The sequence below is a fragment of the Azospirillum agricola genome (assembly GCF_017876095.1).
GTDB lineage: Bacteria > Pseudomonadota > Alphaproteobacteria > Azospirillales > Azospirillaceae > Azospirillum > Azospirillum agricola.
The window spans coordinates 373902-390743 of the sequence record NZ_JAGINM010000003.1; the positions used below are offsets into that span (position 1 = coordinate 373902).

Annotated in this window: 15 protein-coding genes; all 15 read left to right on the forward strand. The window is 70.6% G+C overall.

Annotation, left to right across the window (positions count from 1 at the left end; translation table 11 throughout):
• The first annotated feature begins 20 nt into the window (after positions 1-20).
• The 15 genes from J2847_RS05975 to J2847_RS06045 all read left to right on the forward strand — a co-directional run bounded on the left by J2847_RS05975 (position 21) and on the right by J2847_RS06045 (position 16832).
• Positions 21-1538: an aromatic/alkene/methane monooxygenase hydroxylase/oxygenase subunit alpha gene (locus J2847_RS05975; protein WP_209777893.1), complete on the forward strand. Its 1518-nt coding sequence runs from the start codon at positions 21-23 to the stop codon at positions 1536-1538.
• A gap of 40 nt (positions 1539-1578) precedes the next feature.
• Positions 1579-1947 (forward strand): phenol hydroxylase subunit P4, encoded by a 369-nt coding sequence (locus tag J2847_RS05980; RefSeq protein WP_085554150.1) that lies wholly within the window; start codon positions 1579-1581, stop codon positions 1945-1947.
• A gap of 28 nt (positions 1948-1975) precedes the next feature.
• On the forward strand, positions 1976-3040 hold the full coding sequence (locus tag J2847_RS05985) for an NADH:ubiquinone reductase (Na(+)-transporting) subunit F (protein ID WP_209777895.1): 1065 nt from the start codon (positions 1976-1978) through the stop codon (positions 3038-3040).
• A 1-nt stretch (position 3041) separates the two neighbouring features.
• Positions 3042-3440: a 2Fe-2S iron-sulfur cluster binding domain-containing protein gene (locus J2847_RS05990; RefSeq protein WP_209777896.1), complete on the forward strand. Its 399-nt coding sequence runs from the start codon at positions 3042-3044 to the stop codon at positions 3438-3440.
• A 19-nt stretch (positions 3441-3459) separates the two neighbouring features.
• Positions 3460-4380 (forward strand): catechol 2,3-dioxygenase, encoded by a 921-nt coding sequence (locus tag J2847_RS05995; protein ID WP_209777898.1) that lies wholly within the window; start codon positions 3460-3462, stop codon positions 4378-4380.
• Between the two features lie 22 nt (positions 4381-4402).
• A complete protein-coding gene (locus J2847_RS06000) occupies positions 4403-4825 on the forward strand; it encodes a GlcG/HbpS family heme-binding protein (protein WP_209777900.1) in 423 nt (140 codons plus the stop codon).
• 40 nt (positions 4826-4865) lie between these two features.
• The gene (locus J2847_RS06005; RefSeq protein WP_209777901.1) at positions 4866-6392 is read left to right on the forward strand and encodes a 2-hydroxymuconic semialdehyde dehydrogenase; all 1527 of its coding nucleotides are present in this window, start codon (positions 4866-4868) and stop codon (positions 6390-6392) included.
• 10 nt (positions 6393-6402) lie between these two features.
• Entirely contained in the window at positions 6403-7191 is a 789-nt protein-coding gene (locus J2847_RS06010) for a 2-keto-4-pentenoate hydratase (protein ID WP_209777903.1), read from the forward strand.
• Between the two features lie 7 nt (positions 7192-7198).
• Positions 7199-8131, forward strand: coding sequence for an acetaldehyde dehydrogenase (acetylating) (locus J2847_RS06015; RefSeq protein ID WP_209777905.1), 933 nt, complete (start codon positions 7199-7201; stop codon positions 8129-8131).
• A 14-nt stretch (positions 8132-8145) separates the two neighbouring features.
• Positions 8146-9171, forward strand: coding sequence for a 4-hydroxy-2-oxovalerate aldolase (dmpG, locus tag J2847_RS06020; RefSeq protein WP_209777907.1), 1026 nt, complete (start codon positions 8146-8148; stop codon positions 9169-9171).
• The gene (locus J2847_RS06025; RefSeq protein WP_209777908.1) at positions 9168-9947 is read left to right on the forward strand and encodes a 2-keto-4-pentenoate hydratase; all 780 of its coding nucleotides are present in this window, start codon (positions 9168-9170) and stop codon (positions 9945-9947) included. Before dmpG ends, J2847_RS06025 begins: the two co-directional genes overlap by 4 nt.
• Positions 9948-9951: 4 nt before the next feature.
• Entirely contained in the window at positions 9952-10146 is a 195-nt protein-coding gene (locus J2847_RS06030; protein WP_085554142.1) for a tautomerase family protein, read from the forward strand.
• Positions 10147-10280: 134 nt separating this feature from the next.
• Positions 10281-11165 carry a SphA family protein gene (locus tag J2847_RS06035; protein WP_209777910.1) on the forward strand — a complete coding sequence of 295 codons (885 nt, stop codon included), beginning with the start codon at positions 10281-10283 and terminating at the stop codon, positions 11163-11165.
• 366 nt (positions 11166-11531) lie between these two features.
• The gene (locus tag J2847_RS06040) at positions 11532-13097 is read left to right on the forward strand and encodes an ABC transporter substrate-binding protein (RefSeq protein WP_317852925.1); all 1566 of its coding nucleotides are present in this window, start codon (positions 11532-11534) and stop codon (positions 13095-13097) included.
• Positions 13098-13157: 60 nt separating this feature from the next.
• Positions 13158-16832: a hybrid sensor histidine kinase/response regulator gene (locus tag J2847_RS06045; protein WP_209777914.1), complete on the forward strand. Its 3675-nt coding sequence runs from the start codon at positions 13158-13160 to the stop codon at positions 16830-16832.
• Positions 16833-16842: the final 10 nt, after the last annotated feature.

Below are 16842 nucleotides of genomic sequence, written 5' to 3' on the forward strand. Positions count from 1 at the left end.
CACCGAGAGGAAACGCCGCGATGAACGCGATCAACAAGCTGGGGCTGAAGCAGCGCTACGCGCTCCTCACCAACGGCCTGGACTGGGAACCGTCCTACCAGCCGAAATCCGCGATCTTCCCCTACGCCGAGTTCGAGGGCATCAAGATCCGCGACTGGTCGAAATGGGAGGATCCCTTCCGCCTGACCATGGACAGTTACTGGAAGTACCAGGCGGAGAAGGAGCGCAAGCTCTACGCCGTGCTGGACAGCTTCGCCCAGAACAACGGCCAGACCGGCCTCAGCAACGCCCGCTACGTCAACGCCGCCAAGCTGTTCCTGACCGGCATCACCCCGGCGGAGTATCAGGCCCATCGCGGCTTCGCCCATGTCGGCCGCCACATCCCCGGCGTCGGCCCGCGCATCGCCGCGCAGATGCAGTCGCTCGACGAGCTGCGCCACGCCCAGACGCAGATCCACACGCTGAGCCACTACAACAGGTTCTTCGACGGCTTCCACGAGTTCAGCCACATGCACGACCGCGTGTGGTACCTGTCGGTGCCGAAATCCTTCTTCGACGACGCGCGGACGGCCGGGCCGTTCGAGTATTTCATCGCCATCGGCTTCGCCTTCGAATATGTGCTGACCAACCTGCTGTTCGTGCCCTTCATGTCGGGCGCCGCCTACAACGGCGACCTCGCCACCGTCACCTTCGGCTTCTCCGCCCAGTCGGACGAGAGCCGCCACATGACGCTGGGCATCGAGGTCATCAAGTTCCTGCTGGAGCAGCACCCCGACAACCTGCCGATCGTCCAGAAATGGGTCGACAAATGGTTCTGGCGCGGCCACCGCGTGCTCGGCCTCGTCGCCATGATGATGGACTACATGCTGCCCAAGAAGATCATGTCCTGGCGCGAGGCGTGGGACATCTACTTCACCCAGGCGGGCGGCGCGCTGTTCGCCGATCTGGCGCGCTACGGCCTGCGGCCGCCGAAATACGCCGACGTCGCCACCGCCGAGGCCGAGCATCTGTCGCACCAGAACTGGTCGGTGTTCTACCAGTACACCCAGGCCGCCGCCTTCCACACCTGGCTGCCGACGCCCGGGGAGATGGACTGGCTGTCGGAGAAGTATCCCAACAGCTTCGACCAGCACTACCGCCCGCGCTTCGAGATGTGGGCGGAGATGGAGAGGGACGGCAAGCGCTTCTACAACAACGCGCTGCCGCAGCTCTGCACGGTCTGCCAGATCCCGATGGCCTACACCGAGCCGGGCGACCCGACGACGATCTGCTTCCGCCATTCCGAGCACAAGGGCGACCGCTATCATTTCTGCTCGGACGGCTGCAAGGACATCTTCGACGGCGAGCCGGAGAAGTACAGCCAGTCCTGGCTGCCGGTTCACCAGATCTTCCAGGGCAACTGCGGCGGCGCCTCGATGGAGGAGGTCCTCGCCTGGTACAGGCTCAATCCCGGCGCCGACAACATGGACCAGGCGGGATCGCCCGATCAGGCCATGTGGGACCAGTGGATGCGGATGCGCGACCGCGTCGCCGGCTAGCCGCGACCCTTTCCAAGAAAAAATCACCGGAGGAAACGCCATGGCCGTCGTCGCCCTGGACGAACACTACGCCGACAAGATCGAGATCCGCGACCGCGTCGAGAATTTCCACGGCAACATCGTCGTCTACCTGCATTGGGAGGAGCATCTGAGCTTCTGTTCGGCCGTCGCCTTCCCGTTCCCGCCGGCGATGCCGTTCGGCGCGCTGGTCAAGGACATCCTGCCGGCCACCTACGGCGCCCACCCCGATTTCGCCGCCATCGACTGGGACGCCGTGCGCTGGACCGTGGACGGCCGGGAGACGGCGCCCGACCCGGCGCGCAGCCTCGCCGAGAACGGCGTCGGCCACAAGTCGCTGCTCCGTTTCCGCACGCCCGGTCTGCACGGCTACCGGGGAACGCGGAGCTGACGGTGGACGGACGGGGAGGGATGCCGCGATGAGTCACACGCTGACGATCGAACCGACCGGCGAGAGCGTCGCCGTCGAGGAGGGCCAGACCATCCTGGACGCCTGCCTGCGTCAGGGAATCTGGCTGCCCCACGCCTGCGGCCACGGGCTGTGCGGCACCTGCAAGGTCGAGGTGGCCGACGGCGAGGTCGATCACGGCGACGCCTCGGGCTTCGCGCTGATGGATTTCGAGCGGGACGGCGGCAAGACGCTGGCCTGCACCGCCACGCTGCGCTCCGACGTCACCATCGAGGCCGACATCGACGACGAGCCGGACGCCCGCCGCTGCCCGGTGCGCGACTTCACCGGCACCGTGGTCGGGCTGGAGGATCTGACCCACGACGTGAAGGGCGTCACCATCGAACTCCCCGGCGACGGCATCGCCTTCCAGGCCGGGCAGTATGTCAACCTGACGGTGCCCGGCGTCGAGGGCGCGCGGGCCTTCTCGCTCGCCAGCCCGCCGTCGCGGCCCGGCCGGATCGAGCTGCACGTCCGGCGGGTGCCCGGCGGCCGGGCGACCGGCTGGATCCACGACACGCTGGCGGTCGGCGACCGGCTGCGGCTGTCCGGCCCCTACGGCCGCTTCTTCGTGCGGAGCTCGGCGGCGGTGCCGTCGATCCTGCTGGCCGGCGGCACCGGGCTGTCGAGCCCGAAGTCGATGATCCTCGACCTTCTGGAACGGGGCTGGACGCAGCCGATCCTGCTGATCCACGGCGTGCGGGCGCGCCGCGACCTGTACGACGAGGCGCTGTTCCGCGATCTGGCGGCGCGGCACCCCATCCTGACCTACGTTCCGGTCCTTTCGGATCCCCGGCCGGACGACGGTTGGGAGGGGGAGACCGGCTTCGTCCACGAGGCCCTGCAACGCCGCTTCGACGGGCTCTACGCCGGGCGCAAGGCTTACCTCTGCGGCCCGCCGCCGATGGTCGAGGCCTGCATCCGCACCCTGATGCAGGGCCGGCTGTTCGAGCGCGACATCCACACCGAGCGCTTCCTGACCGCCGGCGACGGCGACGCCGGGAAGGTCCGCAGCCCTGTCTTCCGGAGGCTGTGAGATGGCCGTCGCCACCCACGCCATCCGGCTCGACGGGAATCCCGGCGGTGATTCCGGCGGCGCCCCGTCGGCCTTCCCCTGCCGCGGCGACGAGACGGTCGTCGCCGCCATGGAGCGCCTGCGCCTTCCCGCTCCGGGACTGCGGCGGACGCCGGGGCGGCCGATCCCGGTGGGCTGCCGGCAGGGCGGCTGCGGGGTGTGCCGCGTCCAGATCCTGTCCGGCTCCTATCGGTTGCAGCCGATGAGCCGGGCCCATGTCAGCGAGGCGGAGGAGCGCGCCGGCTATGCGCTCGCCTGCCGCCTGATCCCCGAAAGCGACCTCGACCTGCGCTGCGCCCGCAGGACGGGGGCGGCCGCCACCGGCGCGCCCGTCCCGGCGCAGCCGATCACAAACACGTAAGAAACAGGAGGAACACCCGATGTCCGTCAAAGGCGTGCTGCGTCCCGGCTTCATCCAGCTCCGCGTGCTCGACATGGCGGCGGCGCTGACCCACTACGTCGACCGGCTGGGGCTCAACCTCGTGTCCACCGGCGACGACGGCCGCGTCTACCTGAAGGGCTGGGACGAGTTCGACCGCCACAGCGTCATCCTGCGCCAGACCGACACGGCCGGCATGGACGTGATGGGCTTCAAGGTGCGGACCGAGGACGACCTCGACCAGTTCGCCGAGCGCATCCGCGCCTGGGGGCTGGCCGTCGACACGGTGGCGGCGGGCGAGCAGCCCGGCGTCGGCCGCCGCATCGGCGCCGTCCTGCCGTCCGGCCACCGGATCGAGCTGTACGCGACCGTCGAGCTGTCGGGCAGCCACCCGCCGATCCACAACCCGGACGTCTGGCCGGAGGAGCCGCGCGGCATGAAGGCGACCCGCTTCGACCACGCCCTGCTCTACGGCCCCGACATCGACAGGAACCTGCGCTTCTTCGAGGAGGCGCTGGATTTCGCGCTGGCCGAGAAGATCGAGCTGCCCGACGGCGTGCTGGCGATCTGGCTGACCTGTTCCAACAAGGCGCACGACATCGCCTTCGTGAAGCATCCCGAGCCGGGCAAGTTCCACCACGCCGCCTTCTTCCTGGAATCCTGGCACGACGTCGGCCACGCCGCCGACCTGATGAGCCGCTACAACATCTCCATCGACATCGGTCCGACCCGCCACGGCATCACGCGCGGCCAGACGATCTATTTCTTCGACCCGTCGGGCAACCGCAACGAGGTCTTCGCCGGCGGCTACATCCACTACCCCGACAACCCGACCCGCGTCTGGGACGAGAACGAACTGGGCAAGGGCATCTTCTATTACGAGAAGGCGCTGAACGAACGCTTCCTCAGCGTCGTGACCTGAGGGGGCGGCCATGGAACGCGCCATGGAACTGACGGTCCGTCGGGATTGCATCGCCCACGAGGCCGCCTGCGCCGCCGTCCTCGCGGCGGTGCGCGAGGGCGCCGCCCTGGGGGTGGCGGTCAACGCCGCGGTGGTGGATTCCGGCGGGACGCTCGTCGCGTTCCTGCGCGCCTCCGGGGCGTTCCTCCACTCCGCCGCCATCGCCCAGGACAAGGCCTTCACGGCGGTCGGCTTCCGCATGTCCACCGCCGATCTGGGCCGGCTGATCGCCGGCAATCCCGACCTGCGCGACGGGCTGATCCGCCGCGACCGGCTGACCGCCTTTCCCGGCGGGCTGCCGATCCTGGCGGACGGGCGGCTCATCGGCGGCATCGGGGTCTCCGGCGCGTCGGAGGAGCAGGACTGCCGCTGCGCGCGGGCCGGTCTGGCCGCGCTGGGGCTCTGACCGCCGCGCATCACGACACAACAAGGACGCAAGACCCATCATGACCACCTCCACCCTGTCCCGGACCGGGCCATGGCCCGATGGCGCTCAGCCCGATGGCACTCCACCCAAGGAGATTCTCCACTTCATCGACGGCGCCTACGTTGCCGGCGGCGGCGGGCGCCGCTTCGAGAACCGCTCGCCGGTCGACGGCTCGCTGGTGTCGCTGGTGCACGAGGCCTCGCGGGCCGACGTGGACGCCGCCGTCGCGGCGGCCCGCGCCGCGCTGTCGGGTCCGTGGGGGCGCCTGACGGTGCAGGAGCGGGTGGACCGCCTGCACAAGGTCGCCGAGGGCATCCTGCGCCGCTTCGACGAGTTCCTCGCCGCCGAGATCGCCGACACCGGCAAGCCGCGGTCGCTGGCCTCGCACATCGACATCCCGCGCGGCGCCGCGAATTTCGCGGTCTTCGCCGACGTGGTGAAGAACGTCCCCACCGAGTTCTTCGAGCTGGCGACCCCCGACGGCGCCGGGGCGCTCAACTACGCGAGGCGCGGCCCCAAGGGCGTCATCGCCGTGATCAGCCCGTGGAACCTGCCGCTGCTGCTGATGACCTGGAAGGTCGGGCCGGCGCTGGCCTGCGGCAACACCGTCGTCGTCAAGCCCTCGGAGGAGACGCCGACCACCGCCGCGCTGCTGGGCGAGGTGATGAACGAGGCCGGCATCCCGCCCGGCGTCTACAACGTCGTCCACGGCTTCGGCCCGGACTCGGCCGGCGAGTTCCTGACCACCCACCCCGGCGTCGACGCGATCACCTTCACCGGCGAGACCCGCACCGGCGAGGCGATCATGAAGGCCGCCGCGACCGGCGTCCGCGCCGTGTCGTTCGAGCTGGGCGGCAAGAACCCGGCGGTCGTCTTCGCCGACTGCGACCTCGACAAGGCGATCGAGGGCACCCTGCGCTCGGCCTTCGCCAATTGCGGGCAGGTCTGCCTGGGCACCGAGCGGATCTATGTCGAGCGCCCGATCTTCGACGCGTTCGTCGCCCGGCTGAAGGCGGGGGCCGAGGCGCTGGTCCCCGGCCACCCCTTCGCCGCCGGCACCAGCCTCGGCCCGCTGATCAGCCGGGAGCACCGCGACAAGGTGCTGTCCTACTACGCCCGCGCCATCGCCGACGGCGCCACGCTGGTGACCGGCGGCGGCGTTCCCGACATGCCGGCGGAGCTGGCCGGCGGGTCCTGGGTGCAGCCGACCATCTGGACCGGGCTGCCCGACGACAGCGCCGTGGTGCGCGAGGAGATCTTCGGCCCCTGCTGCCACATCCGCCCCTTCGACAGCGAGGAGGAGGCGGTGGCGCTCGCCAACGACACCCCCTACGGGCTGGCGGCGGCGGTGTGGACGGAGAATCTGGGCCGGGCGCACCGGGTCGCCGGCCGGATCGCCGCCGGCATCGTCTGGGTCAATTCCTGGTTCCTGCGCGACCTGCGCACCGCCTTCGGCGGATCCAGGCATTCGGGCATCGGCCGCGAGGGCGGCGTCCATTCGCTGGAATTCTACACCGAACTGAAAAACATCTGCGTCAAGCTGTGAGGGCCGACCGATGAGCGAACACTCCATCCGAACGGCCGCCGACCGGCTGTTCGAGGCGCTGGGCAGCGGCACGCCCTGCGACCCCGTCCGCGAGCTGCTGCCCGACGGCGATCTCGCCGCCGCCTACGCGGTGCAGGAAACCAACACCCGGCGCGGGCTGGCGCGGGGCAGGGCGCTGTCGGGCCGCAAGATCGGCCTGACCTCCAAGGCGGTGCAGGCCCAGCTGGGCGTCGGCCAGCCCGACTACGGCATGCTGTTCGCCGACATGGCGGTGCCCGACGGCGTCGAGATCGCGCGCGACCGGCTGATCCAGCCCAAGGCGGAGGCGGAGGTCGCCTTCGTCCTCGGCCGCGACCTGGACGGCGAGCACGTCACGGCCGCCGACGTGATCCGCGCGGTCGACTGCGTTCTGCCCGCCATCGAGATCGTCGACAGCCGGGTCGCCGGCTGGAACATCCGCATCCTCGACACCATCGCCGACAACGCCTCGTCGGGCCTCTACGTGCTGGGCAACGAGCCCAAACCGCTGGCCGGCCTGGATCTGCGCCTGTGCGGCATGGTCATGGAGATGGGCGGCGAGCCGGTGTCGACCGGCGCCGGGCTGGCCTGCCTCGGGCATCCGCTGAACGCGGTGCTGTGGCTGGCGCAGACCATGGCGCGGGTCGGCCGCCCGCTGAAGGCCGGCGACACGGTGCTGTCGGGGGCGCTGGGGCCGATGGTTCCGGTCGCCTGGGGGTCGGTCGTCGAGGCGCGCGTCGAGGGGCTCGGCTCCGTCCGCGCCGCCTTCGCCAGGGAGTGAACGGGTCATGAGCAAGGTCAAGATCGCCATCCTCGGGTCCGGCAACATCGGCACCGACCTGATGATCAAGGTGATGCGGCACGCCAAGCATCTGGAGATGGGCGTCATGGTCGGCGTCGATCCGGAATCCGACGGCCTGGCCCGCGCCCGCCGGATGGGCGTCGCCACCACCCACGGCGGGCTGGAGGGGCTGATGGCGATGCCGGAATGGCGCGACGTCGCCGTCGTCTTCGACGCCACCTCCGCCTACGCCCACAAGGCGCACAGCGCCGCCTGCGTCGCGGCGGGCAAGCAGGTGATCGACCTGACCCCGGCGGCCATCGGCCCCTACGTCGTGCCGCCGGTCAACCTCGACGCCCATCTCGACCGGCCCAACGTCAACATGGTGACCTGCGGCGGTCAGGCGACCATTCCGATGGTCCACGCGGTCGCGCGCGTGTCCAGGGCGGTGCCCTACGCCGAGATCGTCGCCTCGATCTCCTCGCGCTCGGCCGGTCCGGGCACGCGGGCCAACATCGACGAGTTCACCGAGACGACCGGCCGCGCCATCGAGACGGTCGGCGGCGCCGCGCGCGGCAAGGCGGTCATCGTGCTGAACCCGGCCGAGCCGCCGCTGATCATGCGCGACACCGTCTTCGTGCTGTCCCAGGGCGCCGAGCCGGCGGACATCGAGGCCTCGGTCGAGGCGATGGTCAGGGAGGTGCAGGGCTACGTCCCCGGCTACCGGCTGAAGCAGGCGGTGCAGTTCGAGCGCTTCGGCAACAACGATCCGGTGCGGATCCCCGGCTACGGCGAATTCTCCGGCATCAAGTCCTCGATCTTCCTGGAGGTCGAGGGGGCCGCCCATTACCTGCCGGCCTACGCCGGGAACCTCGACATCATGACCTCCGCCGCCATGGCCACGGCCGACCGCTGGGTCGAGCGCCGGTCCGCCGCCTGAAGGGAGCCTCCCGCATGAGCAAACTTTACATTCAGGACGTGACGCTGCGCGACGGCATGCACGCGCTGCGGCACCGCTACGACCTGCCCACCGTGGTCGCCATCGCCAGGGCGCTCGACGCCGCCCGCGTCGACGCCATCGAGATCACCCACGGCGACGGGCTGTCGGGCGGCTCCTTCAACTACGGCTTCGGCAGCCACACCGACCTCGACTGGATCGAGGCGGTCGCCGGGGCCGTCGGGCACGCCAGGGTGACGGTGCTGCTGCTGCCCGGCATCGGCACGCGCGACGACCTGAACGCCGCCTTCGCGTCGGGCGCCCGTTCCGTCCGGGTCGCCACCCATTGCACCGAGGCCGACGTCTCGCGCCAGCACATCGAGCACGCCCGCAAGCTGGGCATGGACACGGCGGGCTTCCTGATGATGGCCCACATGATCCCGACCGACCGGCTGGTCGAGCAGGCCAGGCTGATGGAATCCTACGGGGCCGACTGCGTCTATGTCGTCGATTCGGCCGGCGCCCTGCTGCCCGAACAGGTGGGCGAGCGGGTGCGGGCCTTCCGCGCCGCGCTGAGGCCGGAGACGGGGATCGGCGTCCACACCCACCACAATTTGACGCTGGGCGTCGCCAACGCCATCGCCGGGGTGCAGGCCGGCGCGACGCGCGTCGACGCCTCGCTGGCCGGGATGGGTGCCGGGGCCGGCAACGCGCCGCTGGAGGCGCTGGTCGCCGTGCTCGACCGCATGGGGCTGGACCATGGCTGCGACCTGTTCGCCCTGATGGACGCCGCCGACGATCTGGTCCGCCCGCTCCAGGACCGGCCGGTGCGGGTGGACCGCGAAAGCCTGTCGCTCGGCTACGCCGGCGTCTATTCCAGCTTCCTGCGCCACGCCGAACGGGCGGCCGGGACCTACGGCCTCGACACCCGCGCGATCCTGGCGGAGCTCGGCCGGCGCAAGATGGTCGGCGGGCAGGAGGACATGATCGTGGACGTGGCGCTGGATCTGCTGAAGGCGCGTGACAAGGAGATCGTGGCATGAACGGCATCGTGACGGGTTTGGGGGAACTGGCGCGGATCGCCGACGACGCGGCGCGTCTGGCCCACGCGATCCCGCAATTCACCGACGGCATGGCCCTGACGGTGGACGACGCCTACGCCGTGCAGGCGCTGTCGCTGGCGCGCCGCGCCGCGCGCGGCGAACGGCGGGTCGGCATGAAGATGGGGCTGACCAGCCGTGCCAAGATGGCCCAGGTCGGCGTGGACGAGATGATCTGGGGCCGCCTGACCGACGCCATGCAGGTCGAGGAGGGCGGGACGATCCGGCGCTCGGCCTACGTGCACCCGCGTGTCGAGCCGGAACTGGCCTTCCTGCTGAAGGCCCCGCTGGCCGGGCGGGTGACGGCGGCCCAGGCGCTGGCGGCGGTCGAGGCGGTGGCCCCGGCGCTGGAGATCATCGACAGCCGCTACCGCGACTTCAAGTTCGCGCTGCCCGACGTGATCGCCGACAATTCGTCGTCGTCCGGCTTCGTGGTCGGGCAATGGCGCCGGCCTGACCTCGACGTCGGCAATCTCGGGCTGGCGCTGCTGGCCGACGGCCAGCCGGTGCAGGTGGGATCGACCGCCGCGATCCTCGGCCACCCGGTGCGCTCGCTGGTCGCGGCGGCGCGTCTGGTCGCGCAGTGGGGCGAGCGGCTGGAGGCCGGCTGGATCGTGCTGGCCGGCGGCGCCACCGCCGCCCATCCGCTGGCCCCCGGCATGGCGGTGCGCGCCGACATGCAGGGGCTGGGATCGGTGTCCTTCCAGGTGGGGGAGTGAGGCGATGCCGATCATCGACGTGACCATCCTGGCCGGGCGCCCGCCGGAGAAGCGGCTGGCGCTGATCCAGGCCCTGACCAGGGCGGCGGTGGAGAGCTTCGACGTGCCGCCCGAAGGGGTGCGGGTCCTGCTGCGCGAGATCCCGCCGGAGCATTTCGCCGTCGCCGGCACGCCCAAGAAACCGCTGGTTCCCGGCTGACCGGCCCGGCCGGCCACCCCGGCCGATTCCCCCGGCACGCACAGGATCACCACGAACAACAAGACCAGCCGCCCGGCCGGCGCCGCGATGCCGCGCGCCGGAACGGGACGGCGCACGGCATCGGAGGAAGCATCGTGAAGATTTGGACATCGCTGGTCGCCACGGCGGCGCTCGCCCTCTCGCTGGCGTCGGCGGCGCCCGCCGGGGCGACCGAGGCGGAGACGCAATACCCCAACGGGGCGGAAGGCTTCATGGCCGGCGCGGTGCCGCCGCCGGGGGTCTATTTCCTGAACTACCTGACCCACTACACCACCAACCGGCTGAACGACGGATCGGGCGACAGGGTGCCGGTGCACTTTCGCCTGAACGCCACGGCGGAGGTCGCGCGCTTCGTCTGGACCAGCGACGTCCAGGTGCTGGGCGCCAATTGGGGCATGCACATCCTGACCCCGCTGGTCAATCTGGAGTATGAGCTGGGGCCGAACTCCGTCCATCAGTTCGGGCTGGGCGACATCACCATCGACCCGGTGATCCTGTCCTGGCACTGGAAGAACTTCCATCTCGCCACCGGCCTCGACGTGATCCTGCCGACCGGCCGCTACGACAAGGCCAAGCCGCTGAACATCGGCGCCAATTATTGGGGGTTCGAGCCGCTGGTCGCCGGGACCTACCTGTCCGACGACGGGTTCGAGGTTTCGGCCAAGCTGATGTACACCGTCAACACGAAGAACACGGCCACCGACTACCGCTCGGGCCAGGCGTTCCACATGGACTACATGGTGGGCCAGCACATCGGCGACTGGACGGCCGGCGTCGGCGGCTACTGGTTCCGGCAGACCAGCGACGACCGGCGGGCGGGTGTCGGCATCGGCAACCGCGGCCGGGCCTTCGCCGCGGGGCCGGCGGTGAAATACGACGTCGGCGGCGTGTCGCTGATCGGCCGCTGGCAGCACGAGTTCGCCAGCGAGAACCGGCCGCAGGGCGACAAGTTCTGGTTCAAGTTCGTCACCGCCCTGTAGGCGGGCTTTTCCCGGACCGGACCCGTGATCGTGGCGCGGCACGCTTTGGCGGGACCGGTTCCAGGGCTTCGAAGCGGTTGCCGCGCTTCCCGGTGGAGCCCGGCCGGCTTCTTGCCGCTTCTTGCCGCCGGATGCGGAGACCGGTTCACCGCGCCATCGCTCCCGTGCTGTGGACAAAAACTGTCGCGGGAGAGCAACAAAACGTGTTAATCACCATTATTGGGCGGCTTTATTTCGCATGACGCCACCAAGGGTGATGGTTGGACACCGGGCATCGCCTTTTTTCAATGAAAAGAAGGGCGCGAATTCATGCAAGCGAAGCGCAATGGCCTGAGAAAATCCATTCTCCCATTGGGTGTAATCGCGTTGCTGGGCGCAGGTTTCGCGGCGCCGTCACAGGCGGCGAAGACCCTGGTCTTCTGTTCGGAAGGCAACCCTGACTATCTCAGCCCGCCGCTCGCGCGGACCACCACCAGTTTCGACGCCATCACGCCGGTCTTCGACACGCTGGTCCGTTTCGATCCCGCCACCCAGACCATCGTGCCGGGGCTGGCCGAATCCTGGACCGTGTCGCCGGACGGGCTGGTCTACACCTTCACGCTGCGGACGGACGCGGTCTTCCACGGCACCGCCGACTTCAAGCCGAGCCGGGCACTGAACGCCGAGGACGTGCTGTTCAGCTTCCAGCGGCAATGGCGGGCCGACCATCCCTACCACCGGGTCAGCGGCCTGACCTACGACTACTTCCGCGACCTGTCGATGCCGGCGCTGCTGAAGAGCATCGAGGCGGTCGACGCGCGGACGGTGCGCTTCACCCTGAACCGTCCGGAGGCGCCCTTCCTGGCCGATCTCAGCATGGTGTTCGCGTCGATCGCCTCGGCGGAATACGCCGAGCACATGCTGAGGAAAGGCACGCCGGATGAGTTCGACCGCGCGCCTCTGGGCACCGGCCCCTTCCAGCTGGTGTCCTACCAGAAGGGCGCCACCGTCCGCTTCAAGGCGTTCGCGGAGCATTGGGGCGGCAAGCCGCCGCTCGACAGCCTGGTGTTCTCGATCACGCCGAACGCCGCCGTCCGGCTGAACAAGCTCCAGTCCGGCGAATGCCACGTCATGCCCTTCCCCAACCTCGCCGACCTGCCCAAGGTGGAGGCCGACCCCAACCTGACGCTGATGCGGCAGGAGGGGTTCAACGTCGCCTTCATGACCTTCAACGTCCAGAAGAAGCCGTTCGACGACGTGCGGGTCCGCCGCGCCGTCAGCATGGCGATCGACAAGGCGACGCTGGTCGAGGCGATCTACGGCACCGCCGGGCGGACGGCCAAGAATCCGCTGCCGCCCACGACCTGGGCCTACAACGACGCCATCGTCGATCTTCCCTACGACCCGCGGCAGGCGGTCCGGCTGCTGGCCGAGGCCGGCTACCCGGAGGGCTTCGCGACGGAGCTCTGGCACATGCCGGTGACCCGCCCCTACATGCCCGACGCCAAGCGCGCGGCCGAGATGATGCGCAACGACCTTGCCAAGATCGGCGTCCGGGCGACGCTGGTGACCGACGACTGGTCGGTCTACATGAAGCGGCTGATGAACGGCGACCACCAGGCCGGCATGATCGGCTGGACCAGCGACAACGGCGACCCCGACAACTTCCTCTACACGCTGCTGAGCTGCGAGGGCGCCCGCCCCGGCGGCGGCAACATGGCGAAATGGTGCGATCCCGATTTCGAGAAACTGATCGTCCGCGCCAAGCAGACGACCGACACCGCCCTGCGCACGACGCTGTACCATCAGGCCCAGGAGGTCTTCAAACGCGAGGCGCCCTGGCTGCCGCTCGCCCATTCGATGGTCTTCATGGTGGTGCGCAAGGAGGTCCGGGGCTACCGGATGCATCCCTTCGGCCTGCACGTCTTCCGCAGCGTCGACCTGGACCGCTGACGCCGTGGCCCGCGCGCCCCTGATCCACGCCCCTGATCCACGTCCCATGACACGCGCCCGATGACCCGCGCCGGCATCGCGCAACGGATCGCCGCCGTCGGCGGCGTGCCCGTGCTGGTCGCGGCGGCCATCGCGGTCGCCGCGTGGTTCCTGCTGGCCCAGGCCGACCGGGCGCGGCAGTCGGCGGTCATCGCCGGCACGGTCTACCGCGAGCTGATGGGCGCGGCGGCGGCGCGGTCGGACTACCTGCACGCGGCCCCGGCCAGACGCGCGCCCCAGGCCGCGCTGTTCGACGCGCGGACGGCGGAGGCCCGCCGCCAGCTGGACGCGCTGGCGGCGCTGGCCGGCGACGGCGAGCTGACGGCGGCGGTCGCCGCCAACCGGCGGACGCTGGGCGGCTACGCCGAGCGGATGGAGCGGTTCAAGGCGGTCACCGAAGGGAACGACGCCCTGATCGCCACCATGGCGCAGCAGGCGGCGCGGCTGGTCGAGATCACCGACAGCGCCCGCCAGCGCCAGCGCATCGCCAACATCCGCTTTTCCGAAAGCATCGCCGAATCCGATCGGCGGCTGCGCCTGAACCGGGACGTGCTGGACCACGCGCGCGGCCTGCGCAACGCCCTGGCCGGTCTGTGGCGCTACGAGGCCACCCGGCTGGCGGCGGTGGACGAGGCGGCGACCCAACTCGACATCAACGTCCTGACCGCCCGTCTGCAACTGACCGCCAAGGCCCTGGACGAGGCGATGGCCGGCATGGCCGGGCAGCCCGCCACCGGGCAAACCGCCCCTGGCCAGGCCGACTCCGGGCAGCCGGCGGCCCCGGACAGTTTCGCGGCGGTGACGGCCGATCTGGGGCAGGCGCTCGCCGCGCGGACCCCGGTGCAGGGACTGGCGCGGGCGCTTGACGGGCGGATCGACCAGATCATCAACATCCACAGCACCGCCTACGCCTCGGTCCAGGACGAGCTGACCGAGCTGACCGGCCACGCGGTGGAGGCCAACGAGACCGAGCAGGAGGTCCAGAACATCGCCGTCGCGGTGCTGAAGCTGACCGGCCGCACCGCCGACGCCGTGGTCCAGCGCGACACGGCCGCCGCCACCCGCATCCTCGGCGACGCCGCCCTGCTGGAGGAGACCATGGCGCGGCTGCCGATCCCGCCGCTGATCCAGGGCGACATGATCGACGCGACGGACAGCTGGCGCCGCAGCCTGACCCTGGCGAAGGACGGGCTGGCCCGGCAGGAGGCGATGATCGCCGAGATGGACGCCGACGCCGGGACGATGGCGGCGGGCGCCCACCGGCTGAACGACGCCTTCGGCGACAACGCCGAACGGATCGGCGCCATCCTGCGCAGCATCCTGGCGCTGGGGGCGACGGCGGGGCTGCTGCTGGCCGCGACGGCAACCCTCCTCGTCGCCCGCTCGATCACCCGGCCGATCCAGAGCCTTCAGCGGCAGATGGTGCGTCTGGCCGAAAGCCCGCTGGCCGGCCAGCACCCCGCCGAGGCCATCGCCGAGACCGACCGCCGCGACGAGCTGGGCGCCATGGCGCGCGCCGTGCAGCTCTTCGTCACCGAGATCGGCCAGCGCGAGATCGCGCTGCATCAGGCCCGCGACCAGGCGGTGGAGGCGACGCTCGCCAAATCCTCGTTCCTGGCGATGATGAGCCACGAGATCCGCACGCCGATGAACGGCGTCACCGGCATGGCGGAGATGCTGGGCCAGACCGACCTGACCGACGAGCAGCGCGGCATGGTCGGCGTCATCCGCAGCTCGGCGCGGGCGTTGCTGACGATCATCAACGACATCCTGGACTTCTCCAAGATCGAGGCCGGGAAGCTGGAGATCGAATCCATCGCCTTCTCGCTGACCGAGGTGGTGGAGGACGCCGCCGAGCTGGTCACCGGCCGGGCCGAGGAGAAGGCCCTCGATCTGGTGGTGCTGATCGACGACGGCGTTCCCGACCAGCTGCTGGGCGACCCGACCCGGCTGCGGCAGGTGCTGATAAACCTCGCCGGCAACGCCATCAAGTTCACCGAGAGCGGCCATGTCGCCCTGCGGGTCCGGCGCCTGCCCGGCGGCGACGACGCGGCGGAAAGCGCGCGGCTGCGCTTCACCGTGTCCGACACCGGCATCGGCCTGACCGGGGAACAGCGCGCCCGCCTGTTCCAGCCCTTCCAGCAGGCCGACAGCTCCACCTCGCGCCGCTTCGGCGGCACCGGGCTCGGGCTGACCATCTGCCACCGGCTGTGCGCGCTGATGGGCGGCGCGATCGGCGTCGATTCGGTGCATGGGGAGGGCTCGACCTTCTGGTTCGAGCTGCCCTTCCCGATGGTGGCGCCCGAACCGCTGGCGCCCGCCGTCGCCATCGCCGACGCCCGCGTCGTCGCGGTCGGCTTCGACGGCCCCCGCCGCGCCGCCCTGGAGGGCATCCTGCGGGCCGGCGGCGTCGGCTCCGTCGCCTGGGTGGGCTACGACGACGACCCGCTGGCGCGGATCGCGGCGGTTTCGGCGGGCCCGGCACATGAGAGCGCACAGGAGGACGCACAGGAGGGCGCATCGGAGGAGACGCCGGGGGTGGCGGTCATTCTCCACACCGCCGGGACCACCGACGCGGCGATGGCCTGCGGCAAGCGGATCGTCGAGGCCGGTATCCGGCCGGCGCCGAAGGTGATGCTGACGGCGTCGCGGCTGCTGGTCTCCTCCCTGGGCGAGGCCGACCGCATCGGGCTGTTCTGCACGCTGACCCTGCCGCTGCGCCGCCAACGGCTGTGGCAGGTGCTGGCCGCCGTCCTCGGCCGCGCCAGCCTGGAACGGCGCGGCGGCGCGCAGGACGACGACGCGGCCGGCTGGACTCCCCCCCCGGTGGAGGAGGCCCGCGCGGCGGGCTGCCTGATCCTGGTGGCGGAGGACAACCCGATCAACCAGACGGTGATCCGCCGCATGCTGAACCAGCGCGGCTACGCGCTGGAGATGGCCGACGACGGCGTCCAGGCGTTGGCGCTGCACCGGCCGGGCCGCTACGGGCTGCTGCTGACGGATTTCCACATGCCGGAGATGGACGGCTTCACCCTGACCCGGATGCTGCGGCAGCGCGAGGAGAGCGAGGGGATCGATCGCCTGCCCATCGTCGCGCTGACCGCCGACGCCCTGCCCGGCACCGAGCAGCGCTGCCTGGAGGCCGGGATGGACGGCTACCTGACCAAGCCCATCGACTCGCGGCTGCTGGCGGCGGTCCTCGACCGTCATCTGCCACGGGCGCGGGCGCTGCGCCGCCGGGCGCGGCCGGTCGAGCGCCTTGCGCCGCCTTCCCCCACGGCGGCTCCGGCCCGGACATGGCGGGACGCCGACATCGATCCGGCCATCTTCGACCTCGCCCAACTGGCCGGGAACTTCGCGCCCGGCGATCCCGACGCCATCGCCTTCCTGGAGCGCTTCCTCGAGATGGTTCCCGGCCTGATCGGGACGGCGGCCGGCCGGCTGGCCGACGGCGACGCGGCGGCGGCCCGCGACGCGGTCCACACCCTGAAGGGAGCGTCCCTGTCCATCGGGGCGGCCCGGCTCGGGCAGTTGGCCGCCGACGCGCAGGATTGCCTGGACGCGGGCGATGCCGACACCGCCGCCCTTCTCGTCGATCTGCTGGCGCCGACGCAGGAGGAACTCGTCGAGGCCACCGCCGCCTTGCGGGAATTCACGGCCGGCATGGCGCCGTGCCGGGAAACGGAAACGCGTTAGGGAACGGAAA

Excerpts from the sequence above, each read along its gene's own strand:
- J2847_RS05990 (WP_209777896.1), top strand. The coding sequence starts at position 3,042 with ATGGCCGTCGCCACCCACGCCATCCGGCTCGACGGGAATCCCGGCGGT.
- J2847_RS06005 (WP_209777901.1), top strand. The coding sequence starts at position 4,866 with ATGACCACCTCCACCCTGTCCCGGACCGGGCCATGGCCCGATGGCGCT.
- J2847_RS06025 (WP_209777908.1), top strand. The coding sequence starts at position 9,168 with ATGAACGGCATCGTGACGGGTTTGGGGGAACTGGCGCGGATCGCCGAC.
- J2847_RS05995 (WP_209777898.1), top strand. The coding sequence starts at position 3,460 with ATGTCCGTCAAAGGCGTGCTGCGTCCCGGCTTCATCCAGCTCCGCGTG.
- J2847_RS06010 (WP_209777903.1), top strand. The coding sequence starts at position 6,403 with ATGAGCGAACACTCCATCCGAACGGCCGCCGACCGGCTGTTCGAGGCG.
- J2847_RS06015 (WP_209777905.1), top strand. The coding sequence starts at position 7,199 with ATGAGCAAGGTCAAGATCGCCATCCTCGGGTCCGGCAACATCGGCACC.
- J2847_RS05985 (WP_209777895.1), top strand. The coding sequence starts at position 1,976 with ATGAGTCACACGCTGACGATCGAACCGACCGGCGAGAGCGTCGCCGTC.
- J2847_RS05980 (WP_085554150.1), top strand. The coding sequence starts at position 1,579 with ATGGCCGTCGTCGCCCTGGACGAACACTACGCCGACAAGATCGAGATC.
- J2847_RS05975 (WP_209777893.1), top strand. The coding sequence starts at position 21 with ATGAACGCGATCAACAAGCTGGGGCTGAAGCAGCGCTACGCGCTCCTC.
- J2847_RS06000 (WP_209777900.1), top strand. The coding sequence starts at position 4,403 with ATGGAACTGACGGTCCGTCGGGATTGCATCGCCCACGAGGCCGCCTGC.
- dmpG (WP_209777907.1), top strand. The coding sequence starts at position 8,146 with ATGAGCAAACTTTACATTCAGGACGTGACGCTGCGCGACGGCATGCAC.
- J2847_RS06030 (WP_085554142.1), top strand. The coding sequence starts at position 9,952 with ATGCCGATCATCGACGTGACCATCCTGGCCGGGCGCCCGCCGGAGAAG.
- J2847_RS06045 (WP_209777914.1), top strand. The coding sequence starts at position 13,158 with ATGACCCGCGCCGGCATCGCGCAACGGATCGCCGCCGTCGGCGGCGTG.